Below are 20,637 nucleotides of genomic sequence, written 5' to 3' on the forward strand. Positions count from 1 at the left end.
CGATGACGCTGGCCATTGGTTTGGCGGCGGGCCTTGTCATCGGCGGAAAGGCTAGTCGCCAGACGGCGTCGGACAACGCCGCCCGTCCCGCATTGGAGCCCGAAGACGCCCTTGCCAGCGATCTCGATGTTGCGGTGGCGCGCGGACAATTGTTTCTCGTCCATCAGCCGAAAACCCATGCGCGCACCGGCGAGGTGGTCGGCATGGAGACGCTGGTTCGCTGGCAGCATCCTGAGCGCGGGTTGATCGGGCCGAACGATTTCATCGGCCTTGCCGAAGAGCGCGGCGAGATTCGGCGAATCACCGAATGGGTCGTCCGCCAGGCGCTGATCGAGCAACGCAGCCTGGCACTGTGCGGCCATAAGCTGGCGTGCAGCGTCAATATTTCGGCATGCCTGCTGGCCGATCGCGAATTCGGGCGCTGGCTGCTCGATGCCGTGCGTGGTGCGGAAGGACCGTTCGGGCTCGAGATCACCGAAACCGCGATGATCGCCGATCCCGAAGGCGCGCTGGCCAACTTGCGGGCGTTCGCCGAGGCGGGCTTGCGCATCGCGATTGACGATTATGGCGCGGGGCTTTCCAGCCTCGCCTATCTCAAGCAGCTCCCTGCGCAGGAGCTGAAGATCGATCGCATGTTCATCCATGGTCTTTCGACGAGCCATCGGGATCCGCTGCTGGTGCGGTCGACGATCGATCTGGCCCATGCGCTGGGGATGGAAGTGACCGCCGAGGGCGTTGATTCGCCCGCGGCGATGGCGCTGCTCCGCGTGATGGGCTGCGATCATATGCAAGGCTTTCTGATCGCCAAACCGCTCCGGCTGGGCGAGTTGCGCGCCTTTCTCGATGCCCGCATCGAGCGGGGCGCAACGCCGGAAAATATCGAATTTCCCTGGCCCACGGCGCCTGATGGCGCGCCCTCGGCACGCCGGGTTTCAGGAGACAAAGGTTAACAAAAACAGAATTAACGTCTTCTTAAACTTTTTTCTTTACCATCATTCCCGGTTCAGGTAGCTCCTGAGTCGACGGCGGCGTTCGCCTTCGATTTTTGGAGCTCCCGATGATCCTCCCCTTCTAATCTTGCAGAAGAGCTGTTTGGTCATCCGATGCGACAGCTTAGATCAAGGCCAAGTTTTCGCGTCACGCGAAGGATTTTGCCCTTTACTTTCAACCCTTTGAAATTGATCCGTCGTAGCCTTAAAAAGTGCTGGGCAGGTCAGAGTTTAGCTTTAGCTTGTTTGTGCCTACCAATGTTGGGCTTCGCGCCTGCCGTTGCAGCGCCACAATCAGATCTATCTCGCGCTTCTGCCGAGTTGGATAAAGCGAAAGCTTTATTTATGGCCAATCCTGCAGCCGCGCTCGCGGATGCTGTTTTGGTCAATCAAAATATTGCTCGTCTCGGGCCTTCCTTTGAGAAGGCTAATCTTGAGGCCAAAGCTGATTGGATTCAGGGTGCTGCCCTGCTCGGCTTAAACAAGCCAGCTGATGCCCTTCGTGCGCTCGACGCAGGTTTGCGAATAATCCCCGATCCCAAATCAAAAGTTTCAGCGGATTTACACATGGCGCGCGCCGGTGCGCTGCAGCTACTCGGTAACGTCGGTTCGGCGCTTAAGGAGGTGCAGGCCGCCTATAGGCTTTACAGTGTCATTGGCGATGCGCGTGGCCGAGCCATTGCGCTTCAGAACCTCGGCGTGAACTTTTTCTACGCTCGCGATTATGAGCGCGCTAACCACTATTTCGACCTTTCCCTTGAAGCGGACCCCGACGACCCCTCTATCCAGATTGCGACGTTGGGTAACCGGGGTCAGAGCTTGCGCGCTCAAGGAAACGCGAAGGCTGCCGAGCGGGCTTTCATGCAAACCATTCAGCTTGCGCGAAAGTTGAAGTCGCCATTGCTTGAAGCGCGTACCATGGGGATGCTCGCCGACGCTCAACTTAGAGCGGGAGAGATCGGTGCGGCTAAAGAAACGATTGCTCGCGGCCTCGCTATGGCGCCGCCCGGCGGTAGCGAGGAATGGAAGCCAGAGCTGTATCGTGTCGCTGCCAGCGCCGCGCTTCAACAGCATCTTGTCGATGAGGCCACGCGGTTCATCGAAAAAGCGCTCTCGATTAAGACAAGCTCCTCGACTCTTCTCCGCGATGAGCACGAGACGGCCTACGAAATTTACAAAGCGCGCGGGGACGAAGGCCGCGCTCTTCAACACCTCGAGCAGTTTAAAACGCTCGACGACCAGGCGCGCAATGTCGCCGCGTCCACCAGCGCTGCGCTGATGGCGGCGCAGTTCGATTATGCCAATCAGAACCTCAAGATCGCGGAACTGCATCGCGGGGAGGCGCAGCGGGATGCCGTGATCGCGCGGAACCGACAGCAGATGCTGCTGGGCCTGTTGGTGGCGACGGGCGCGGTGATCCTGCTCTTGCTGGTGATTCAGGTCGCGCTACGGCGCAGCCGCAACCGCATCGCGGCGATCGCCGACGATCTCAGCGTCTCCAACGCTGATCTGGAACGCGCTTTGGCGGCGCGCACCGAATTCCTGGCAACCACCAGCCACGAGATCCGCACGCCGCTGAACGGCATCCTGGGCATGACCCAGGTCTTGCTCGCCGATCGCGGCCTCGATGGCGGCGTGCGCACCAAGATCGAGCTGATGCACGGCGCGGGCGAGACCATGCGCGCGCTTGTCGACGATCTGCTCGATCTCGCCAAGATGACGACGGGCGAACTCACGATAACACGGGCTCCGATGAATCTGCCGGCCCTGCTGCGCGAAACGGTCCAGGTGTGGGAGAGCCAGGCGCAGGCGCAGGGTTTGGGCATTGCACTGGAGATGGAGGGTCTGCCCGACCGTATCTGTCAAGACGAGGTGCGGCTGCGCCAGATCGTCTTCAACCTCATCTCCAATGCCATCAAGTTCACCGATCGCGGCGTGATTCGCGTCGTCGCGCGCGCCACCGAACAGCAACGGCTACGAATCGAAGTGATCGATACCGGCATCGGCATCCCCGCCGATCGCCTGGAGGAGATTTTCGAGAGCTTTCGGCAAGTCGATAGCGGCCGCACGCGCCGCCACAGTGGCACAGGGCTCGGTCTCGCAATCTGCCGCAGCCTCGCGCAGGCGATGGGCGGCAGCGTCGGCGTGAGCAGCGTCGTCGGCGCCGGCGCGACGTTCACGATCGACCTGCCGCTGGAACCGGTTGCGGGCGAAGCGGCGGACCATCCCGCCAGTGCCGGCGCCGCCGCCACGCTCGCCGAGGCGAGAGTGCTCCTCGTCGAGGCCAATCTCTTGACGCAAAGCATTTTGCGGGCGGTGCTCACCCCCCAAGTGCGGTCTTTTACCGGCGTAACCTCGCTGGAGGATGCCCGTGCTACGCTCTCGGGAGACGCGATCGATCTGCTGTTGATCGATTCGGGCGTCCTAGAGCGCCGTGTAGAAGCCGCAGCCGATATCGCCCGGTTCGCTGGCCGCACCGTCTTGCTGTGGCCGCAACCGGATGAGGAAATTCGCGCGGCGGCGCGAAGCCTCGGAATCGAGCATATCCTGGCGACTCCGTTAACACCTGCGGAGCTAGTCGCGCAGCTCAAGGGGCTCTATGCCCCGGCTAACCGATCCGAGGAGATGGCGGCGTGATCCGTGCGATGGAGCCGTTGAGGTGAACATCCTGTTCGTCGAGGACGATGCGATGAATCGCCGCGTCGTCCGCGATATGTTGACCGTCGCAGGCGCCAGCATGGACGAAGCGCCGGATGCCGAGACCGGTCTGCGCATGATCGATGAACGCGAATATGATATCGTGCTGATGGATCTGCGCATGCCCGGCATGGATGGCCTTACCGCGATCCGCCATCTACGTGCCCGCGCCGATGCCAAGGCGAGTGTGCCGGTGATCGTCGTGACCGCCGATACCGCCGTCGATATCTGCCAGAACTGCGTCGATCAGGGTGCGGACGAGGTGATTCTCAAGCCCGTGGCGATGAACAAATTGTTCGACGCGATCGGCCGGCTGATCGCGCGCGGATCGCAATCGATCCTCAATTAGCGCCGTTCCGCGAAAAAAGCGCGCAGCTGCAACGCTGCCTCTTCCGCGCCGATTCCCGCATAGACCTCCGGCCGATGATGGCAGGTCGGCTGCGTGAAGAAATGCGGGCCGTGCTCCACCGCCCCGCCCTTGGGATCGGCGGCGGCATAATAAACGCGGGCGATGCGGGCATGGGCGATGGCGCCGGCACACATCGCGCAAGGCTCCAGCGTCACCCACAGATCACAGCCGTCCAGTCGGGGCTGAGCCAGCGCCTCGGCCGCAGCCCGAATCGCCACAATCTCCGCATGCGCGGTAGGATCGTTGGCGGTGCGCATCGTATTGGCGGACGTGGCGATCACCGCGCCATCGCGTATCACGACCGCGCCCACGGGAACCTCGCCATCAATCGCGGCGCGATCGGCGAGATCGAGGGCTAGGCGCATGGGGGCGGGCAAAGGGAAGGCCATCGCGCTTCCCTAGCATGGCATCAGCCGCGCGGCATGATCTCCGGCCGCAGCATCACCAGCAGCGCGAACACCACACCGGGAAGCCACCCCACAAGCGTCAGCAAGACCGTAACCCAGAAGGCCAAGCCGAGCCCGCGCACCAGAAAGGTGCCGAGCGGCGGCAACAGCAGCGCGCAGATCAGCGCCAGGACGCCCGGGCGGGGTGAGGCGACGTCGTTCATTGCGCGGGCTTGTTTACGTGAAGCGTGGGCACGGCGACCTGCGTTTCCTTATTGTCGACGCTGACCTTCGGCACGGACACCGTCTCGTTCTTGGTGCCGAGATCGATCGAGCCGACATTGGCCTGGACCTGCGGCAGCGATCCACCCTGGACGGCGACCTGGGGCATGCTGCCGCCATTGCCGTGGATATTCACGAAGCCGGTGGCGACCGCGATGATCGCGACGATCACCAGGATCGCGAGGATAGTGACGATGGCGCGCATGCCATATTCTCCCTATGAATTTGGTCCCTCAACGGCGCGTGGCCAAGAAAGGTTGCACAGCCGATACGAGTTTGCCGTCCGCTTTCCCTTGACCGGGAAGCCGTCCGCCGCTAGTGGCGCGCTCTTTCCGCACACAGCGAAATTCAGGATTAGAGGCGCATGGCGCGTATTTGCGAACTGACCGGCAAGGGCCGGCAGGTGGGTAACAATGTTTCCCACGCCAACAACAAGACCAAGCGGACGTTTCTGCCCAATCTGCAGAACGTCACGCTGATCTCGGATACGCTGGGCGAGAGCGTGCGTTTGCGCGTCTCCACCCACGGCCTCCGCTCGGTCGAGCATGTCGGCGGTCTGGACAATTGGCTGAAGAAGACTTCGGCCGATAGCCTGTCGCTCAAGGCACGACGCCTGAAGCGCAAGATCGAAAAGGCGCAGGTCGCAGCCTGAGCGACTCAGGCCCATCTGGTGCGATAGGCCTCGTCTTTTCTGAACCGCCGCTAACACCGGTATTCAGCTTCCCCTCATTAGGTTCGCCCCAGATGTGAACCTGTGGCGGCCCCTGCCGTTACCCGCCTTTCGGGCGCGTGTGATGGAGCGTGGCGTGAGCAGGCGAGGAGGGCAGATAGTTATAGCGGCCTTGCTCACGCTGTTTGGTGCCGCAGAAGCGCAAGCCCAATATTGGCGCCCACCTCCGCAGCGCTATTGGCGCGAAGCCCCGCCGCCGCCCCCACGGGCCTATGTAGTCGACCGATACGGCGCGGCCTATCGCGACGCTCCGCCACCCCCGCCGCCGCGATCGTATCGACCGGGTCAATATGGCGCCGCCTATCGCGATTACCCGCCGCCACCGCTCCGGGCTTACCGTCCGCGCTATCGCTGCGATCGGGGATCAGGCGGCACGATCCTCGGCGCGATCGCGGGTGGTCTGCTGGGCAATCGTGCGGCGGGACGCGGCGATCGTGGCGTGGGCACCGTGCTCGGGGCTGGCGCGGGCGCGTTGGTGGGGCGCGAAGTGGATCGCGGCTGCTAGTCTGCGTCGAACAGCGCGGCGAGTTGCTCCACCATCGTGCCGCCGAGCTGCTCGGCATCCATGATCGTCACCGCGCGCGCATAATAGCGGGTCACGTCATGGCCGATGCCGATCGCGGCCAGCTCGACCGGCGAGCGCGCCTCGATCCAGCCGATCACCTGGCGAAGGTGCTTCTCCAGATAGGAGCCGGAATTCACCGACAGCGTCGAATCGTCGACCGGGGCGCCATCCGAGATCACCATCAGGATCTTGCGCTCCTCGGGCCGCGCGATCAGTCGGCTGTGCGCCCACAGCAGCGCCTCACCGTCGATATTCTCTTTCAGCAGTCCCTCGCGCATCATCAGCCCAAGGTTCTTGCGTGCGCGGCGGTAGGGCTCGTCGGCGCGCTTGTAGACGATGTGGCGGAGATCGTTGAGCCGGCCCGGCGCCGCGGGCCGCCCCGCCTGCAGCCACGCCTCGCGCGCCTGCCCGCCCTTCCAGGCGCGTGTCGTGAAGCCGAGGATTTCGACGCGGACGCCGCAGCGCTCCAGCGTGCGCGCGAGGATATCGGCGGAAATGGCGGCGATCGAGATCGGCCGGCCGCGCATCGATCCCGAATTATCGAGCAGCAAGGTGACGACCGTATCGCGGAATTCGGTCTCGCGCTCCATCTTGTAGCTCAGCGAGTGCGCGGGACTGACGACAACGCGCGCCAGCCGCGCTGCATCGAGCAGGCCCTCTTCCTGATCGAACAGCCAGCTGCGGCTCTGCTGCGCCATCAGCCGCCGCTGCAGGCGGTTGGCGAGCTTGGTAACCGCACCCTGCAGGTGGGTCAGCTGCTGATCGAGATAGGCGCGCAGCCGATTGAGTTCCTCCTCGTCGCACAGTTCGCCCGCCTCGATGATCTCGTCGAAGCGCTCGGTATAGGCCTTATAGTCGATGATGCCGGGCGTGTCGGGTTGCGGGCGGTTGGGGCGGACGGGGAGCATGCCTTCATCGCCTTCCTCGCCCAGCTCACCCTCGCCGTCGAACTCGCCCTCTTCCTGCTGCGTGTCCTCGCCCTGCTCCTCACCGCGCTCGCTCTGCTCCGAGCGCATCTCCATCTGCCCCTGCGAGTCGCCTTCGTTGTTTTCCTCGCTATCCTGCTCTTCCTGGCTCGGCTGCTGATCGTCACCCGACTCGTTACCGCCTTCGTCGGGCTCGTTGGGCTCCAGCTCCGTCTCGACCAGCGCGAGATCGCGCAGCAGCGTGCCCGCCAGCTTGGCGAACGTCGCCTGATCGTCGAGCGCCAGCGCCAGCGCGTCGAGATCGCCGCCGCCTTTCTCCTCGACCCAGTCGCGGACCAGCGCCAGGCCGGTCTGCGTAATCGCCGGCGCGGGCTGGCCGGTCAGCCGCTCGCGCAGCAGGAGCCCGATCGCGGTGCCCAGTGGCACCTCGGCCTGTGTCCGCGCCCGAATCAGCGGATCGGACTTGATCCGCACCTCCATCGCGCGGGCGAGATTGGCCTGCACACCCGCCATGCCGCGCGATCCCAGCGCCTCGACACGCGCCTGCTCCACCGAATCGAACACGGATCGCGCCACCGCTTCGTGCGGCGCATGGCGCTCATGCACCGCCTTGCTGTGCAGCCGCTCGCGCAGCGCAAAGCCATCGGCAAAACCGCGCGCCTCGGCGACCTGATCGGCGGGCAGGTTCCGCCCCGGCATCGGCACGCGCAACTGCTTGAACGAGGCGGAGGGCGCCTCTGCGGTGAAGCTCAGCTCCAGCTCCGGCTCGCGCGCCATCGCCCGCGCGGTGCCCGCGAGCACGGCACGGAAGGCTTCGATCGGGGTCTGCTCGGCCATTACCAGAGTATCTCGCAGCCGAATTGCGCCATTTCACGATCGACCGTCACCAGCGTCATTCCCTCCAGAAGCGCTTGCGCTGCGATCAGGCGATCAAAAGGGTCTTTGTGCCGACTCTCAAAACGGCCGCCGGTTATGCCGTGATGCTGCTCGACCGGTAAATGAAGGAAGCCGTCGTCCAACACATCATTGATGAAGGAGCTAATGCGCGCTGCCATGCTCGGCATTCTGCCCGAACCCACCTTTGTCGCGATCTCCCATCCGGAAGCCGCACTGACAAACACACTACGATCGCCCTGCTGGATGGCAGCCTCGGCTACTGGAGATAGCCTTGGGTCGCCCAGAAGCCACCAGATGATCGCATGAGTATCGAGTAGGATACGCATCTATCGGCGGGTCGGATCTATGTCTTCGTTGTAGAAGCGATCGAGCTCCTCGTCGGTATAGGCAGGGGCGAATAAATCCTCGTCGGAAATCGTTCCGAGCAAATCCTTCCATCGCCCCGGCTTGCGCGGTCCTTTCGGTGGGTCGGGAAAGCGAACCAGCCGGCCGATCGGCCGGCCATTCTTCGTAAGGGTGATATCCCCGCCACGCGCGCTATCCAGCAGGCTGGACAGTTCATCGCCTGCGCCATCGACCGCAAAAGTCTTGCTAGGATCGGCCTCGGCCATCGTCGCCTCCTGCCACGCAGCCTATTTCACCGCGCCCTGCCTGTCCATCAAGCCTTGCCGACGACGCTCTCAGGCAGATCCTTGCCGAACACGCGCTGATAATATTCGGCGACCAGCGCCCGCTCCGCCTCATCGCATTTGTTGAGGAAGGAGAGGCGGAAGGCGAAGCCGAGATCGTTGAAGATCAGCGCGTTCTGCGCCCAGCTGATCACGGTGCGCGGACTCATCACGGTGGAGATGTCGCCCGCCATGAAGCCGGCGCGGGTCAGCTCGGCGACCTTGACCATGTTCTGGACGGTCTTCTTGCCATCCGGCTTGTCATATTCGCCCGATTTGGCGAGCACGATCTGCGCCTCGGTCGCCGCCGGCAGATAGTTCAAGGTGACGACGATGTTCCACCGATCCATCTGGCCCTGATTGATCTGCTGGGTGCCGTGATAGAGGCCGGTGGTATCGCCGAGACCGACCGTATTGGCGGTGGCGAACAGGCGGAACCAGGGGTTGGGCCGGATCACGCGATTCTGATCGAGCAGGGTGAGCTTGCCTTCGGTTTCCAGCACGCGCTGGATCACGAACATCACGTCCGGGCGGCCGGCGTCATATTCGTCGAACACCAAAGCGGAGGGCGTCTGCAGCGCCCAGGGCAGCAGGCCCTCGCGGAACTCGGTCACCTGCTGGCCCTCGCGCAGCACGATCGCATCGCGGCCGACGAGATCGATGCGGCTGATGTGCGCATCGAGGTTGATGCGGATCGTCGGCCAGTTGAGCCGCGCCGCGACCTGCTCGATATGCGAAGACTTGCCCGTGCCGTGATAGCCCTGGATCATCACGCGGCGGTTGAACGCGAAGCCCGCGCAGATCGCCAGCGTCGTGTCCGGATCGAAGACATAGGCGGGATCGAGATCGGGGACGCGCTCGTCGGCTTCGGAGAAGCCGGGCACTTCCATATCGCTGTCGATCCCGAAAGCCTCGCGCACCTTCACCATCTTGTCCGGCGCCGCCAGAATGGTGGCATCGCGGCTGTCGGGCTGGATGTTGGGCAGATCGGTCATGGCGAGTCCTTGGATCTTCCGCTGGGTAACGAGCTTGGATGCGGAATGTGCCTAGGTGCGTGCGCCGGGCGCTGCAATCCTCAAGCGACCTTGGCGGGCAGTGGGAACAGCGTGACGAAGCGATCGGCAAGGGCGCGGTCGCCGTCAATCTTCAGCATCATCGCCCTTATCAGCGAATCAAAGTCCGCGCCGCCGTAGACCGCGGCGGCGATCGCGCCCGCCTCATCGGCGGTAAACGTGAGCACGGGCGCCTCGGCCTCGCCGCGCGCCACGTCCAGGCCGCCGTCGTGGAGATGGGCCGTGAAGCTGTCCGGTCCGATGCGAAAGCCGATCACCGCGTCGATCCCTTCGGCCCGCCCGGGATCGAGCATCGTGCGGAACGACATCATCAGCGCAGCGCCGCTCAGCGGCAGGGTGGGATCGTGCAGCGGCGATCGCACCGCCCAGCGGCCGAGCGTGGCCATCATCGCCTCGCTCTCCCGCCCCCATTCGGTGAGCGCATAGACCTGGACCGAGGCGGGCGGCGGCAGTTTCTCGCGAACGACGACACCCGTCTCCTCCAGCCGCTCGAGCCGCTGGGTCAGGACATTGGCGCTGATGCCGGGAACCTCGCGCCGGATCTCCCCGAAGCGGCGCGGGCCGTACATCAGCTCGCGCAGGATGATCAGCGTCCAGCGCTCGCCGATCAGGTCCATCGCCAGCGCCATGCCGCAGGCGTCATCGTACCAGCGATCGCGCTTTTCAACCGGCTTAGTTACTCTTTCTAACTTCATAGTTGCCTTTTATAACTCATCGGCGCATTCAATTCAAACCCGATTCGCAAAGGAGACGCGAGATGGCGAAAATGATCTTCGTGAACCTGCCGGTGACCGACGTGGCAAAGTCCACCGCTTTTTATGAAGCGCTCGGCTTCGTGAAGAATGAGGCGTTTTCCAACGCGCAATCCTCGGCCTTCGCCTGGACCGACACGATCCACCTGATGGTGCTCGACAAGGCTTTCTATTCGACCCTGACCGCCAAGCCGATCGCCGATACGCAGGCCGTCAGCGGCGCGCTGTTCGCGCTCGCCTTCGACAGCCGTGCCGAGGTCGACGCGATTACCGAGGCGGCGATCGCCGCGGGCGGCGGCGAGGCGCATCCGCCGGAGGACGAGGGCTTCATGTATTCGCGCGCGTTCACGGATTTCGACGGCCACGCCTTCGGCCCGTTCTGGATGGATGCCGCCGCGATGGCGCCGGCGCCCGAGCCGGAAACGGTCTGAGAGGAGGCCGACGGTGAGCTATATCGACGGCATCATCGCCCCCGTGCTCGCCGGGCGGAAGGAAGAGTTCCGCGCCACGGCCAAGGAGTCGGCGCGCCTGTTCCTGGAATATGGCGCGCTGCAGGTGTCCGATGGCTTCGGCGATACCGAAGTGCCCGAAGGCAAGCAGACCGATCTGTGGCGCGCGGTGGCGGCGGACAAAGCGGCGGGCGAGGGCATCGCCTTCGGCTGGGTCGTCTGGCCCTCCAAGGCGGTGCGCGACGAGGCCTGGGGCAAAATGATGTCCGATGCGCGGATGCAGCCTAATCCCGATTCGCCGTTCGATATGAAGCGCATGATCTTCGGCGGCTTCGAAAGCCTGTATGACGACAAGGATCTGGGACGATGAGCGCGATCATCGGCAAAGGCGCACATGTGGGCGGGCCTATGGTTGCGGGATGCGCGCATCCGCGCCCTGATCTGAAGGAGAGCGATCATGGCCGATAGCTTCGTCTGGTATGAACTGATGACCCCCGATCGCACCGCCGCGGCCGATTTCTATGCGCAGGTGGTGGGCTGGACGGCGGAGGATGCGCCCGGGATGCCCTATACTTTGCTCAAAGCCGGGGACCATCAGATCGCGGGCATCATGGAAACGCCCGAACATGCCGAGGGAATGCCTCCGCAATGGTTCGGCTATATCGGCGCCGAGGATGTCGATACCAAGGTCAAGGCGGTAGAGGCCGCCGGCGCTGCGCTTCAACTCGGGCCGCAGGACATTCCCGGCGTCGGCCGCTTTGCGGTGATCGCCGATCCGCAGGGCGCGAAATTCATGCTGTTCTGCGGGGACGGGGCGGCGATGGAGCCGCTCCCCTATATGACGCCGGGCACGGTCGGCTGGAACGAGCTGCACACGCAGGATTGGGAAAAGGCCTGGGCCTTCTATTCGGGCCAGTTCGGCTGGGAGCAGGGCGCGCAGCTGGATATGGGCCCGATGGGCACCTATCAGATGTACAAGATCGGCCGCGACTTCGATGAAGGCGCGATGCTGAACGATCCGCAATGGCCGGGTTCGGCCTGGCTGTTCTATTTTGCGGTGAAGGGCGTCACCGAAGCGCGCGAGCGGTTGATCGCGGCGGGCGGCACCGCGATCATGGGGCCGCACGAGGTGCCCGGGGGTATGTGGATCGTGCTCGCCAAGGATCCGCAGGGCGCGACGTTCGCGGTTGTCGGCGCGGAGAAGGAGGCGTGACTGAACTGGTCACCTGCCTGTGGTACGACGGCACCGCCGAGGAAGCGGCCGACTTCTACGCCGCGACCTTCCCCAACTCTTCGGTGGATACGGTGACGCGCGCGCCGGGCGACTTCCCGACCGGCGAGCAGGGGCAGGTGCTGACGGTGGATTTCACCCTGCTCGGCCAGAAATTCTTCGGGCTCAACGGCGGCCCCGGCTATCCGCTCACGCAGGCGATCTCGCTGCAGGTGTTGACCGAAGATCAGGCCGAGACCGATCGGTACTGGGACGCGCTCCTGACGAACGGCGGCCAGGCCAGCGCCTGCGGATGGTGCCGGGATCGCTGGGGTCTGCATTGGCAGATCACGCCGCGCGCGATGGTCGCAATGCTGCAAAGCCCCGACCGGGCCGCGGCCGCGCGCGCCTTTGCGGCGATGCAGACGATGGTGAAGCTTGACATTGCGGTACTGGATCGCGCGTTCAAGGATGAGACGGCATGAGCGACGATAACGAACTGGCGATCGAGCGGCTGATCGATGCCCCGATCGATGCGGTGTGGCGGGCTTGGACCGAACATCTCACCGAATGGTGGTGTCCCAAACCCTGGACCACCGAAATCATCGAGATGGATTTCCGCTCGGGTGGGCGCTCGGCGATGATCATGCGCGGTCCCAATGGCGAGGAAGCGCCGCAGGAGGGCGTTTTCCTGGAGGTGATCCCGAAGCAGAGCGTGGTCTTCACCGACGCCTTCACCGCGGGCTGGAAGCCGGCGGGGCCCTTCATGGTCGGCTTCATGCAGTTCGAAGCGCGGGGCGCCCAGACCTTCTACCGCGCCGGCGCCCGCCACTGGACCGCCGAGGCCAAGGCGCAGCATGAGGCGATGGGCTTCGCCGAAGGCTGGGGCAAGGTCGCCGAACAGCTGGAAGAGGTCGCCAAGCGGCTGGCGTGAAGAGTGGGCCGTTGCGGATCTTCTTCGATGGCGGTTGTCGCCCCAATCCGGGGATGATGGAGATTGCCGCCGTGGCGCGCGGCGTGGAATATGTGCGGCGCGGGATCGGGCTGGGCGACAGCCATCAGGCCGAGTGGCTGGCGCTGCTCCATGCCGTCGATATCGCGATCGAATGGGGCGGCGAGGATGTCGAGCTGATCGGCGATTCGGTGGCGGTGATTCGGGTCGCCACCGGCAAGGCCAAGCCGCGGGCGGGTGATGCACACCATCTCGCCGCGTATCGGGCGGCAGTCGCGGCGATTCCCAGGCTGCGCCTGCGGCATATCCTGCGATCGCAGAACCTGGCCGGCATAGCCCTCGCCAAAACCCACCCGCGTTAATCTTAGCCCCTCTCCCGCTTTCGCGGGAGAGGGTTGGGTGAGGGTCTTCTTCTTTTGACGATCCCTGAAAGAAGAAGACCCTCACCTCCCACGCTTCGCGCGGGCCCCTCCTCTCCCGCGAAAGCGGGAGAGGGATCTCACGCGAAGACCGCCGATCCCTTCAGCAGCTGGTAAGCCGCGATCACCTCGCCGAGTGCGCGTTCGTGGCTGCGGTCGCCGCCGTTGCGGTCGGGATGGTAGCGGCGGACGAGGTCCGAATAGGCCCGGCGCAGCGCGCGGCGATCGGCGTCGATCTCCAGGCCCAGCGTCTTGAGCGCGCGGCGGTCCTCGCCCGACAAGGGCCTGCCGTCCTTGCGTTCGGCTCCCGCCGCCGCGCCGCCGCGAAAGCGCGCCTGGATTGCATCGAGCGGATCGTGGAAATCGGCCCAGCGCGGCGGCCGGTCGGCGCCTGCGGTGGTGAAGGCGCGCGTTTCCCGCTCCCAGCCCGCAAAAGGGCGCTGCTGGGCGGCGATCTCGTCGGCGGACATGCCGGAAAAATAATTGTAGCGCTGGTTGAACTCGCGGACGTGATCGAGGCACAGCCACTGCCAATCGCCGGGCCCATCGAAGCCGCCGCGCCGCCCGCCGGGCGCGCGAAATTCGCCGGCTTCACGGCACCCCGGTGCGTTGCAGCCGCGATCCCCCGCGATACGCCCGTGAAAGCGCGCCTTCCGCTCCCCTTCCGCCACCTCGACCTCACTCCACCAAAGGGCCTATGTAGGGATTATGACCGAGCTTGAAAGCGGGCCCGTGGCCCAGGAAATCGTCCAACGGCTTCGTGCCGCCTTGTCTCCCGAGCGGCTCGCCGTGATCGACGATAGCGCCAAGCATCGCGGCCACGCCGGCCATGACGCGCGCGGCGAAAGCCACTTCACCGTCCAGATCGAGGCCGCCGCCTTTGCCGGCCAGTCGCGCGTCCAGCGGCACCGGCTGATCAACCAGGCGCTGGCCCCCCTGCTCGCGGAGCGCGTCCACGCTTTGGCGATCGAGGCGCGCGCACCGGGAGAGTAGAGCGGCGCGCGATTTTAGTGCGAGCAGTGAAGACGGATAACAGCGCGTGGACAGGCTATCGCCGCACCGCCATAGGGGGTGCCAAGGGAGTTTTGATGGCAACCGCATCCGCGCGACGACCAGGGGCCGGTCGCACGCCCAATCTTACCGACGGGCCGATCACGCGGACGCTGTTGCTGTTCGCGCTGCCGACGCTCGGCTCGAACGTGCTGCAATCGCTGAACGGCTCGATCAATTCGGTCTGGGTCGGCCGCTTCCTCGGCGAAAATGCGCTGGCGGCGACGTCCAACGCCAATCTGATCATGTTCCTGATGTTCTCCCTGGGCTTCGGCTTCGGGATCGCCGCGACCGTGTTGATCGGCCAGAGCATGGGCGCGCGCGATATCGTCGGCGCGCGGCGCGCGCTGGGCACCACCTTCGGCCTGTTCGCCATCATGTCGCTGGTGATCGCCACGCTGGGGTGGGTCTCGGCGCCCGCGCTGCTGCGCGCGCTCGCCACGCCGGTGGAGGCCGCGCCCTATGCGCTCGCTTACCTGCGAATCATCTTCCTGGCGATGCCGCCGATGTTCCTCGGTCTGCTGCTGAGCATGGCGCTGCGCGGCACGGGCGATTCGGTGACGCCGCTGCGCTTCATGATCGTCAGCGTGATCCTGGATGCCGGCCTCAATCCCTTCCTGATCCGCGGCATCGGGCCGTTTCCGCGCATGGGCATCGCCGGCGCCGCCACGGCGACACTGATCGCCAATTACGTCGTCTTCATCGGCCAGCTGATCTACATTTATGCGAAGGATTTGCCGATCCGCCTGCGGGGGCCGGAGCTCGCCTTCATCAAGCCCGATCTGGTGCTGCTCAGGGCGATCCTGTTCAAGGGTTTCCCGATGGGCCTCCAGATGCTGGTGATGACCTTTTCCGGCATCCTGATGATCGGCTTCGTCAATCGCGAGGGCGTTCAGGTGACCGCGGCCTATGGCGTGGCGCAGCAGCTCTGGACCTATATCCAGATGCCGGCGATGGCGATCGGCACCGCGGTTTCGACGATGGTGGCGCAGAATATCGGCGCCAATCGCTGGGATCGCGTCGAGCGGATCACGCAATCCGGCGTGTTGACCTTGCTGGCGGTGACGAGCGCGGCGCTGGCGGTGATGCTGATCTTCGATCGCCAGGCCTTCGCTTTGTTCGTCGGCTGGGACAGCCCGATCATTCCGATCGCGCGGCATATCCAGCTGATCGCCAGCAGCAGCTTCCTGCTGTTCGGCATTTCGCTGACCCTGTTCGCGACGACGCGCGCCAATGGCGCGGTGATCGCGCCGCTGATCATCGTCGCGTTCGGCCTGGTGATCGTGCGCGTCGGGTTGGTCTTCGTGCTCCGGCCGATGCTGGGGGCGGATGCAGTCTGGTACAGCTTCCCGTTAAGCTCCTTCGTCACGACGGTGATCGCCTGGGCGTATTATCGCTACGGCGGGTGGCGGAACGCGCATATGACGACACCGCCGACCGCCGCCGAATTGCGCGACAAAAGCGCGGTCATGATGGAGCCGGCGGGGCGCGATCATCCGACTGCGGAGGGCTGATGGAAACGCTGATCCTGCATGAATATGCCGATAGCGGAAACTGCTACAAGATCCGGCTGACCGCAGCGCTGCTTGGGCTGACGCTCGATCGGCGGCACTATGACGTGCTGAAGGGCGAGACGCGGACGCCGGCCTTTCTGGCCACGGTCAACGCCAACGGCCGCATTCCCGTGCTGCAGATCGGGACGCGCTTCCTGCCCGAAAGCAACGCCGCCTGCGTCTGGCTGGCGGACAGGAGCGCGCTGATCCCGCACGATCGCTTTGACCATGCCGATATGCTGCGCTGGATGTTCTGGGAGCAATACAGCCACGAGCCCAATGTGGCGACCGTGCGCTTCTGGCGGACCCTGGTGGGTGAGGCGGCGCTGAACGATGCGCAGCGCGCGCAGATCGCGGGCAAGGTGCAGGCGGGGAAGGCGGCGCTGGCGCTGATGGACGACCATTTGCGCGGGCGGCGCTGGATGGTGGGGCAGGCGGTGTCGCTCGCCGATATCACGCTCTACGCCTACACGCATGTCGCCGATCAGGGCGGCTTCCGGCTTTCCGATTATCCCGCGATCCAGGCGTGGCTGGCGCGGATCACGGCGCTGCCGGGCTACGTGCCGATCACCGCCTAGAAAATGCCGTGGCCGATCAGCAAACGGATCGCGCCGACCACCAGCACGACGATGTTGAGATTGCGCCCGCCGCGGTGGCTGGACAGCGCGCCGATGCCCAGCCCGACGAAGGCGATCGGCAGGATGAACCAATACATCCACCCCAGAAAAGGGATGAAGGCGACCAGCGCCCAGAGCAGAGCGACCAGGCCGATGAGGAGCGATATCAGGTTCATGGGCGTGATATTGTGCGCCTGGGGCAATCAGGCAAGCAGGCGCAGCGTATCGGGGTCACGCGCCCCTGCATAAAAGGCATCGATACAGCGTGCGAAGTCGGCGCCGCCGTCGGCCGTTTCGAACAAGGTGCAGCAAGAGCACAGCTTGATCGCGTCGATCCCGCCAAGGATCGTCGCGGCATCACGCTTGCCGGCCCAATCGAGCATCGCTGCCACGCAGTCTTGCAGGCGCGGCCCGAGGATCGGATGCGCGAGGTAATCGCGCGCCTCCGTCAGCCCGTCGATCGCATAGAAACGCGCCATGTCGCTGCGGCCGAGGCCGGCGATTTGCGGAAAGATGTACCACATCCAATGGCTGCGCTTCGCACCCGCCTCGAGTTCGGCGAGCGCGGTTGCGTAGCTGCCTGCCTGCGCTGCGACGAAGCGGTCGAGGCTCATCCCAGCCGCTCGGCATGCCAGCTGAGGTGATCCGCCATGAAGGTCGAGATGAAAGAATAGCTGTGATCGTAGCCCGGCTGCATCCGCAGCGTCAGCGGGATGCCCGCTGTCTCGCACGCCGCCGCCAACAATTCGGGCTTGAGCTGGTCGGCCAGGAAGCTGTCGGCGTCGCCCTGATCGACGAGCAGGGCGGGCACCCGCGCGCCATCCTCGATCAGCGCCACCGCATCATGCTTGCGCCACGCGGCGCGATCGCGCCCGAGATAGCCGCCCAGCGCCTTCTCGCCCCATGGCACTTGGCCGGGTGCGACGATCGGCGCGAAGGCGGAGACGGCTGTGTACGTATCGGGGAACGTGAGGCCCATGGTGAGCGCACCATGGCCGCCCATCGAATGGCCCATGATCGATTGACGCGCCATATCGGCGGGAAACTGCGCCGCGATCAGCGCGGGCAGCTCCTCCGTCACGTAGCGCCACATGCGGTAATGCGCGGCAAACGGCGGCTCGGTGGCGTCGACGTAGAAGCCCGCCCCCAATCCGAAGTCCCATGCGCCCGCCGGATCATCGGCCACGCCCACGCCGCGCGGACTCGTATCGGGCGCGACGAAGATCAGCCCGAGCTTGGCGCAGGCGCGGCGATACTCGCCCTTGTCAGTGACGTTGGCGTGCGTGCAGGTCAGGCCCGAGAGATACCACACCACCGGCAGCTTCGCGCCCTCGGCGTGCGGCGGGACATAGACCGAGAAGGTCATGTCCGTACCCGTCGCCTCGGACGCATGGCGATAGACGCCCTGCGTGCCGCCGAACGCCTTGGCCGTGCTGACGGTCTCCATGACCACTAACTTAGCGATCCTTCCAGCCTGCGAATTTGCGTTCTGCGACTTTCTTCAAATCCTGAAGCTCATCAATGAGTTCATCGATATAAGAAGCTACTTCGGTGGCGTTGACGGATTCTGCTGTGAGGCAGATGTTCGTGCCTGTGCCCTCGAAATTATAGTAAGTATCCACAGCCACATAGACGCCGATCCATCCAGAGCCGACTTGCCCAGGAACCAGTTTGAAGTGGGCCATCAGTAGACCACCACCGAGCGGATGCTTTCGCCGGAGTGCATGAGCTCGAAGCCCTTGTTGATCTCGTCCAGGGTGAGGACGTGGGTGATCATCGGATCGATCTCGATCTGGCCGGTCATATACCAGTCGACGATCTTGGGGACATCGGTGCGGCCCTTGGCGCCGCCGAACGCGGTGCCGCGCCAGTTGCGCCCGGTGACGAGCTGGAAGGGCCGCGTGGCGATCTCCCTGCCCGCTTCGGCGACGCCGATGATGATCGACGTGCCCCAGCCGCGGTGACAGGCCTCGAGCGCGGTGCGCATCACTTCCGTATTGCCCGTGCAGTCGAACGTATAATCGGCGCCGCCGTCGGTGAGTTCGAGCAGCCTGGCGATCGTCTCCTCGCGGCTCAGGCCTTTCGAATTGAGGAAGTCGGTCATGCCGAAGCGGCGGCCCCATTCCTCGCGGTCGGGATTGATGTCGACGCCGATGATCCGGCCAGCGCCCGCCAGTCTGGCGCCCTGCAGCACGTTGAGGCCGATGCCGCCCAGGCCGAACACGACGATGTTGTCGCCGACCTGCACCCTGGCGGTATTGACCACCGCGCCGACGCCGGTCGTCACGCCGCAGCCGATATAGCAGCTCGTCTTGAACGGCGCGTCGGTGCGGATTTTCGCCACCGCGATCTCGGGCAGCACGGTGAAGTTCGAGAAGGTCGAACAGCCCATATAATGGAAGATCGGCTGACCCTTGTGGCTGAAGCGGGTCGTGCCGTCGGGCATCAGCCCCTTGCCCTGCGTCGCGCGGATCGCGGTGCACAGGTTGGTCTTGCCCGACAGGCAGGATTTACACTGGCGGCACTCCGGCGTGTACAGCGGAATGACATGATCGCCGGGGACGACGCTCGTGACGCCCGTGCCGACCTCGCGCACGATGCCCGCGCCTTCATGGCCGAGTACGCTCGGGAACAGGCCTTCGCTGTCGAGCCCATCCAGCGTATAGGCATCGGTGTGGCAAATCCCCGTCGCCATGATCTCCACCAGCACCTCGCCGGCCTTCGGGCCCTCGAGATCGAGCTCGACGATTTCCAGCGGGCGTTTGGCTTCGAAGGCGACGGCGGCGCGGGTTTTCATGCTGGTCTCCGGAACAATTGGGCTGTCCCTATCCCCCCGTCACCGTTTGTGTCGAGCGAAGTCGAGACACGTTCGACCGCGCCGTTCTTGGCACGTCCCTCGACTGCGCTCGGGACGAACGGGTAAGCGATGGCTGATCCCACAGCGACCAACCCGCGCAAGATCATTCATATCGACATGGATGCCTTTTACGCATCGGTCGAGCAGCGCGATCGGCCGGAGCTTCGGGGCAAGCCGCTGGCGGTGGGCGGGACGCGCGAGCGCGGCGTGGTCGCGGCGGCGAGCTATGAGGCGCGCACGTTCGGCGTGCGATCGGCGATGGCCTCGGTCACCGCGCGGCGGCGCTGCCCGGAGCTGATTTTCGTCAAGCCGCGCTTCGATGTCTATGCGGAGGTCTCGCGCCAGATCCGTGGAATCTTCGCCGACTATACCGAGGCGATCGAGCCGCTGTCGCTGGACGAGGCCTATCTCGACGTGACCGGCGTCGAATCGGCGCGCGATGTTGCGCAGCAAATCCGTGCGCGGATCAGGGCGGAGACCGGGCTCACCGCCTCGGCGGGCGTCTCCTACAACAAGTTCATCGCCAAGCTCGCTTCGGACCAGAACAAGCCCGACGGCATCTGCGTGATCCCTCCGGGCGCGGGCGCCCGCTTCGTCGCGTCGCTGCCGGTGAAGCGCTTCCACGGCGTCGGCCCGCGCACGGCGGAGCGGATGGCGGCGCTGGGGATCGAAACCGGCGCCGATCTTGCCGCGCAGAGCCTCGCCTTTCTCGAAGCGCATTTCGGCAGCTTTGCCGCCTATCTTCACGGCGCGGCGCGGGGGATCGATGACCGCCCGGTGCGCGCCAACCGCATCCGCAAATCGGTCGGCGCCGAACGCACCTTCTTCGAGGATATCAGCGAACCCGCCGCGCTGGCCGAGGCGCTGGAGCGCGTGCTCGATGCGCTGATGGAGCGGATCGAGCGATCCGAATCGAGCGGCAGGACGGTGACGCTCAAGGTGAAATATTCGGACTTCCGCCAGATTACGCGGGCGAAGAGCTTTGCTGCCCCGATCTGCGAGCGCGTGCTGATCGGGGAGGCGGGGCGGACGTTGCTCGCGGGGCTTTGCCCGGTGCCGCTGGGCGTGCGGTTGCTGGGGCTGACGCTGTCGTCGCTCGCACGGGAGGAGGAAGAGGTGGCGGTGAGCCAGCTCGGCCTCGATCTCTAACTTTCCG

At 64.8% G+C, this 20,637-nt stretch carries 29 protein-coding genes; 15 read left to right on the forward strand and 14 right to left on the reverse strand.

Features of this window, described 5'->3' with window-relative positions:
• Window positions 1-2: 2 nt before the first annotated feature.
• The 3 genes from FHS31_RS05500 to FHS31_RS05510 all read left to right on the forward strand — a co-directional run bounded on the left by FHS31_RS05500 (window position 3) and on the right by FHS31_RS05510 (window position 4,035).
• A complete protein-coding gene (locus tag FHS31_RS05500) occupies window positions 3-950 on the forward strand; it encodes an EAL domain-containing protein (RefSeq protein ID WP_167072359.1) in 948 nt (315 codons plus the stop codon).
• A 384-nt stretch (window positions 951-1,334) separates the two neighbouring features.
• The gene (locus tag FHS31_RS05505) at window positions 1,335-3,626 is read left to right on the forward strand and encodes an ATP-binding protein (RefSeq protein ID WP_167072360.1); all 2,292 of its coding nucleotides are present in this window, start codon (window positions 1,335-1,337) and stop codon (window positions 3,624-3,626) included.
• Window positions 3,627-3,648: 22 nt separating this feature from the next.
• Entirely contained in the window at window positions 3,649-4,035 is a 387-nt protein-coding gene (locus FHS31_RS05510; RefSeq protein WP_167072361.1) for a response regulator, read from the forward strand.
• Here the strand turns inward: FHS31_RS05510 and FHS31_RS05515 are convergent.
• Genes FHS31_RS05515 through FHS31_RS05525 form a run of 3 tightly spaced genes read right to left on the reverse strand, consistent with a single transcriptional unit; the run spans window position 4,032 to window position 4,968 of the window.
• Window positions 4,032-4,460, reverse strand: coding sequence for a nucleoside deaminase (locus FHS31_RS05515; protein WP_208408569.1), 429 nt, complete (start codon window positions 4,458-4,460; stop codon window positions 4,032-4,034). The two genes, FHS31_RS05510 and FHS31_RS05515, sit on opposite strands and share 4 nt — an antisense overlap.
• Window positions 4,461-4,504: 44 nt before the next feature.
• Window positions 4,505-4,705 carry a YqaE/Pmp3 family membrane protein gene (locus tag FHS31_RS05520; RefSeq protein WP_167072364.1) on the reverse strand — a complete coding sequence of 67 codons (201 nt, stop codon included), beginning with the start codon at window positions 4,703-4,705 and terminating at the stop codon, window positions 4,505-4,507.
• On the reverse strand, window positions 4,702-4,968 hold the full coding sequence (locus FHS31_RS05525; protein WP_167072365.1) for a hypothetical protein: 267 nt from the start codon (window positions 4,966-4,968) through the stop codon (window positions 4,702-4,704). Before FHS31_RS05525 ends, FHS31_RS05520 begins: the two co-directional genes overlap by 4 nt.
• 159 nt (window positions 4,969-5,127) lie before the next feature.
• Here FHS31_RS05525 and rpmB point away from each other — a divergent pair, with 159 nt between their 5' ends.
• A complete protein-coding gene (gene rpmB, locus FHS31_RS05530) occupies window positions 5,128-5,415 on the forward strand; it encodes a 50S ribosomal protein L28 (protein WP_167072366.1) in 288 nt (95 codons plus the stop codon).
• Window positions 5,416-5,605: 190 nt separating this feature from the next.
• The gene (locus FHS31_RS16250) at window positions 5,606-5,998 is read left to right on the forward strand and encodes a glycine zipper 2TM domain-containing protein (RefSeq protein WP_243843284.1); all 393 of its coding nucleotides are present in this window, start codon (window positions 5,606-5,608) and stop codon (window positions 5,996-5,998) included.
• Here FHS31_RS16250 and cobT read toward each other — a convergent pair.
• The 5 genes from cobT to FHS31_RS05560 all read right to left on the reverse strand — a co-directional run bounded on the left by cobT (window position 5,995) and on the right by FHS31_RS05560 (window position 10,317).
• Complete coding sequence (gene cobT / locus FHS31_RS05540) at window positions 5,995-7,821, reverse strand: cobaltochelatase subunit CobT (RefSeq protein WP_167072367.1); 1,827 nt, start codon at window positions 7,819-7,821, stop codon at window positions 5,995-5,997. The two genes, FHS31_RS16250 and cobT, sit on opposite strands and share 4 nt — an antisense overlap.
• Window positions 7,821-8,207: a type II toxin-antitoxin system VapC family toxin gene (locus tag FHS31_RS05545; RefSeq protein WP_167072368.1), complete on the reverse strand. Its 387-nt coding sequence runs from the start codon at window positions 8,205-8,207 to the stop codon at window positions 7,821-7,823. The genes cobT and FHS31_RS05545 overlap by 1 nt, the downstream gene beginning before the upstream one ends.
• Entirely contained in the window at window positions 8,208-8,492 is a 285-nt protein-coding gene (locus tag FHS31_RS05550) for a type II toxin-antitoxin system Phd/YefM family antitoxin (protein WP_167072369.1), read from the reverse strand. It abuts the gene before it with no gap.
• A gap of 47 nt (window positions 8,493-8,539) precedes the next feature.
• Complete coding sequence (gene cobS / locus FHS31_RS05555; RefSeq protein WP_167072370.1) at window positions 8,540-9,544, reverse strand: cobaltochelatase subunit CobS; 1,005 nt, start codon at window positions 9,542-9,544, stop codon at window positions 8,540-8,542.
• A gap of 80 nt (window positions 9,545-9,624) precedes the next feature.
• Window positions 9,625-10,317 (reverse strand): winged helix-turn-helix transcriptional regulator, encoded by a 693-nt coding sequence (locus FHS31_RS05560; protein WP_167072372.1) that lies wholly within the window; start codon window positions 10,315-10,317, stop codon window positions 9,625-9,627.
• Window positions 10,318-10,379: 62 nt separating this feature from the next.
• Here FHS31_RS05560 and FHS31_RS05565 point away from each other — a divergent pair, with 62 nt between their 5' ends.
• The 6 genes from FHS31_RS05565 (at window position 10,380) to FHS31_RS05590 (ending at window position 13,347) form a co-directional block, all read left to right on the forward strand.
• Window positions 10,380-10,805 (forward strand): VOC family protein, encoded by a 426-nt coding sequence (locus FHS31_RS05565; protein WP_167072373.1) that lies wholly within the window; start codon window positions 10,380-10,382, stop codon window positions 10,803-10,805.
• A 13-nt stretch (window positions 10,806-10,818) separates the two neighbouring features.
• Complete coding sequence (locus tag FHS31_RS05570) at window positions 10,819-11,193, forward strand: DUF1428 family protein (RefSeq protein ID WP_167072374.1); 375 nt, start codon at window positions 10,819-10,821, stop codon at window positions 11,191-11,193.
• 87 nt (window positions 11,194-11,280) lie between these two features.
• Entirely contained in the window at window positions 11,281-12,036 is a 756-nt protein-coding gene (locus tag FHS31_RS05575) for a VOC family protein (protein ID WP_167072375.1), read from the forward strand.
• The gene (locus tag FHS31_RS05580; RefSeq protein WP_167072377.1) at window positions 12,033-12,518 is read left to right on the forward strand and encodes a VOC family protein; all 486 of its coding nucleotides are present in this window, start codon (window positions 12,033-12,035) and stop codon (window positions 12,516-12,518) included. The genes FHS31_RS05575 and FHS31_RS05580 overlap by 4 nt, the downstream gene beginning before the upstream one ends.
• Window positions 12,515-12,967 carry an SRPBCC family protein gene (locus FHS31_RS05585; protein WP_167072378.1) on the forward strand — a complete coding sequence of 151 codons (453 nt, stop codon included), beginning with the start codon at window positions 12,515-12,517 and terminating at the stop codon, window positions 12,965-12,967. The genes FHS31_RS05580 and FHS31_RS05585 overlap by 4 nt, the downstream gene beginning before the upstream one ends.
• Window positions 12,964-13,347: a reverse transcriptase-like protein gene (locus tag FHS31_RS05590; protein WP_341786293.1), complete on the forward strand. Its 384-nt coding sequence runs from the start codon at window positions 12,964-12,966 to the stop codon at window positions 13,345-13,347. Before FHS31_RS05585 ends, FHS31_RS05590 begins: the two co-directional genes overlap by 4 nt.
• Before the next feature lie 137 nt (window positions 13,348-13,484).
• On the opposite strand, the gene FHS31_RS05595 is transcribed toward FHS31_RS05590, so the two are convergent.
• Complete coding sequence (locus tag FHS31_RS05595; RefSeq protein WP_167072379.1) at window positions 13,485-14,075, reverse strand: DnaJ domain-containing protein; 591 nt, start codon at window positions 14,073-14,075, stop codon at window positions 13,485-13,487.
• A 37-nt stretch (window positions 14,076-14,112) separates the two neighbouring features.
• On the opposite strand from FHS31_RS05595, the gene FHS31_RS05600 reads away from it, so the two are divergent.
• The 3 genes from FHS31_RS05600 to FHS31_RS05610 all read left to right on the forward strand — a co-directional run bounded on the left by FHS31_RS05600 (window position 14,113) and on the right by FHS31_RS05610 (window position 16,585).
• Complete coding sequence (locus FHS31_RS05600) at window positions 14,113-14,397, forward strand: BolA family protein (protein ID WP_167072380.1); 285 nt, start codon at window positions 14,113-14,115, stop codon at window positions 14,395-14,397.
• A gap of 95 nt (window positions 14,398-14,492) precedes the next feature.
• The gene (locus tag FHS31_RS05605; RefSeq protein WP_167072381.1) at window positions 14,493-15,968 is read left to right on the forward strand and encodes an MATE family efflux transporter; all 1,476 of its coding nucleotides are present in this window, start codon (window positions 14,493-14,495) and stop codon (window positions 15,966-15,968) included.
• Window positions 15,968-16,585 carry a glutathione S-transferase family protein gene (locus FHS31_RS05610; RefSeq protein ID WP_167072382.1) on the forward strand — a complete coding sequence of 206 codons (618 nt, stop codon included), beginning with the start codon at window positions 15,968-15,970 and terminating at the stop codon, window positions 16,583-16,585. Before FHS31_RS05605 ends, FHS31_RS05610 begins: the two co-directional genes overlap by 1 nt.
• Here FHS31_RS05610 and FHS31_RS05615 read toward each other — a convergent pair.
• The 5 genes from FHS31_RS05615 to FHS31_RS05635 are packed head-to-tail and all read right to left on the reverse strand — an operon-like array spanning window position 16,582 to window position 19,421.
• Complete coding sequence (locus FHS31_RS05615) at window positions 16,582-16,800, reverse strand: hypothetical protein (protein WP_167072383.1); 219 nt, start codon at window positions 16,798-16,800, stop codon at window positions 16,582-16,584. The two genes, FHS31_RS05610 and FHS31_RS05615, sit on opposite strands and share 4 nt — an antisense overlap.
• Before the next feature lie 27 nt (window positions 16,801-16,827).
• Window positions 16,828-17,238: a DUF1810 domain-containing protein gene (locus FHS31_RS05620; RefSeq protein WP_167072384.1), complete on the reverse strand. Its 411-nt coding sequence runs from the start codon at window positions 17,236-17,238 to the stop codon at window positions 16,828-16,830.
• Window positions 17,235-18,071, reverse strand: a complete 837-nt coding sequence (fghA, locus tag FHS31_RS05625) for an S-formylglutathione hydrolase (RefSeq protein WP_167072385.1) — start codon at window positions 18,069-18,071, stop codon at window positions 17,235-17,237. Before fghA ends, FHS31_RS05620 begins: the two co-directional genes overlap by 4 nt.
• Window positions 18,072-18,081: 10 nt before the next feature.
• Window positions 18,082-18,309: a hypothetical protein gene (locus tag FHS31_RS05630; RefSeq protein WP_167072386.1), complete on the reverse strand. Its 228-nt coding sequence runs from the start codon at window positions 18,307-18,309 to the stop codon at window positions 18,082-18,084.
• On the reverse strand, window positions 18,309-19,421 hold the full coding sequence (locus FHS31_RS05635; protein ID WP_167072387.1) for an S-(hydroxymethyl)glutathione dehydrogenase/class III alcohol dehydrogenase: 1,113 nt from the start codon (window positions 19,419-19,421) through the stop codon (window positions 18,309-18,311). Before FHS31_RS05635 ends, FHS31_RS05630 begins: the two co-directional genes overlap by 1 nt.
• Before the next feature lie 129 nt (window positions 19,422-19,550).
• On the opposite strand from FHS31_RS05635, the gene dinB reads away from it, so the two are divergent.
• Window positions 19,551-20,630, forward strand: a complete 1,080-nt coding sequence (dinB, locus tag FHS31_RS05640) for a DNA polymerase IV (protein WP_167072388.1) — start codon at window positions 19,551-19,553, stop codon at window positions 20,628-20,630.
• Window positions 20,631-20,637: the final 7 nt, after the last annotated feature.

Origin of the sequence: Sphingomonas vulcanisoli, from assembly GCF_011761305.1 — a bacterium.
Lineage (GTDB): Bacteria > Pseudomonadota > Alphaproteobacteria > Sphingomonadales > Sphingomonadaceae > Sphingomonas_I > Sphingomonas_I vulcanisoli.

Coding starts and splice junctions, on each gene's coding strand:
- cobS (WP_167072370.1), bottom strand. CDS start 9,544: ATGACCGATCTGCCCAACATCCAGCCCGACAGCCGCGATGCCACCATT.
- dinB (WP_167072388.1), top strand. CDS start 19,551: ATGGCTGATCCCACAGCGACCAACCCGCGCAAGATCATTCATATCGAC.
- FHS31_RS05610 (WP_167072382.1), top strand. CDS start 15,968: ATGGAAACGCTGATCCTGCATGAATATGCCGATAGCGGAAACTGCTAC.
- FHS31_RS05545 (WP_167072368.1), bottom strand. CDS start 8,207: ATGCGTATCCTACTCGATACTCATGCGATCATCTGGTGGCTTCTGGGC.
- FHS31_RS05605 (WP_167072381.1), top strand. CDS start 14,493: ATGGCAACCGCATCCGCGCGACGACCAGGGGCCGGTCGCACGCCCAAT.
- FHS31_RS05635 (WP_167072387.1), bottom strand. CDS start 19,421: ATGAAAACCCGCGCCGCCGTCGCCTTCGAAGCCAAACGCCCGCTGGAA.
- FHS31_RS05630 (WP_167072386.1), bottom strand. CDS start 18,309: ATGGCCCACTTCAAACTGGTTCCTGGGCAAGTCGGCTCTGGATGGATC.
- FHS31_RS05620 (WP_167072384.1), bottom strand. CDS start 17,238: ATGAGCCTCGACCGCTTCGTCGCAGCGCAGGCAGGCAGCTACGCAACC.
- fghA (WP_167072385.1), bottom strand. CDS start 18,071: ATGGAGACCGTCAGCACGGCCAAGGCGTTCGGCGGCACGCAGGGCGTC.
- FHS31_RS05575 (WP_167072375.1), top strand. CDS start 11,281: ATGGCCGATAGCTTCGTCTGGTATGAACTGATGACCCCCGATCGCACC.
- FHS31_RS05515 (WP_208408569.1), bottom strand. CDS start 4,460: ATGCGCCTAGCCCTCGATCTCGCCGATCGCGCCGCGATTGATGGCGAG.
- rpmB (WP_167072366.1), top strand. CDS start 5,128: ATGGCGCGTATTTGCGAACTGACCGGCAAGGGCCGGCAGGTGGGTAAC.
- FHS31_RS05500 (WP_167072359.1), top strand. CDS start 3: ATGACGCTGGCCATTGGTTTGGCGGCGGGCCTTGTCATCGGCGGAAAG.
- FHS31_RS05615 (WP_167072383.1), bottom strand. CDS start 16,800: ATGAACCTGATATCGCTCCTCATCGGCCTGGTCGCTCTGCTCTGGGCG.
- FHS31_RS05565 (WP_167072373.1), top strand. CDS start 10,380: ATGGCGAAAATGATCTTCGTGAACCTGCCGGTGACCGACGTGGCAAAG.
- cobT (WP_167072367.1), bottom strand. CDS start 7,821: ATGGCCGAGCAGACCCCGATCGAAGCCTTCCGTGCCGTGCTCGCGGGC.
- FHS31_RS05525 (WP_167072365.1), bottom strand. CDS start 4,968: ATGCGCGCCATCGTCACTATCCTCGCGATCCTGGTGATCGTCGCGATC.
- FHS31_RS05550 (WP_167072369.1), bottom strand. CDS start 8,492: ATGGCCGAGGCCGATCCTAGCAAGACTTTTGCGGTCGATGGCGCAGGC.
- FHS31_RS05585 (WP_167072378.1), top strand. CDS start 12,515: ATGAGCGACGATAACGAACTGGCGATCGAGCGGCTGATCGATGCCCCG.
- FHS31_RS05505 (WP_167072360.1), top strand. CDS start 1,335: ATGGCCAATCCTGCAGCCGCGCTCGCGGATGCTGTTTTGGTCAATCAA.
- FHS31_RS05560 (WP_167072372.1), bottom strand. CDS start 10,317: ATGAAGTTAGAAAGAGTAACTAAGCCGGTTGAAAAGCGCGATCGCTGG.
- FHS31_RS05520 (WP_167072364.1), bottom strand. CDS start 4,705: ATGAACGACGTCGCCTCACCCCGCCCGGGCGTCCTGGCGCTGATCTGC.
- FHS31_RS05600 (WP_167072380.1), top strand. CDS start 14,113: ATGACCGAGCTTGAAAGCGGGCCCGTGGCCCAGGAAATCGTCCAACGG.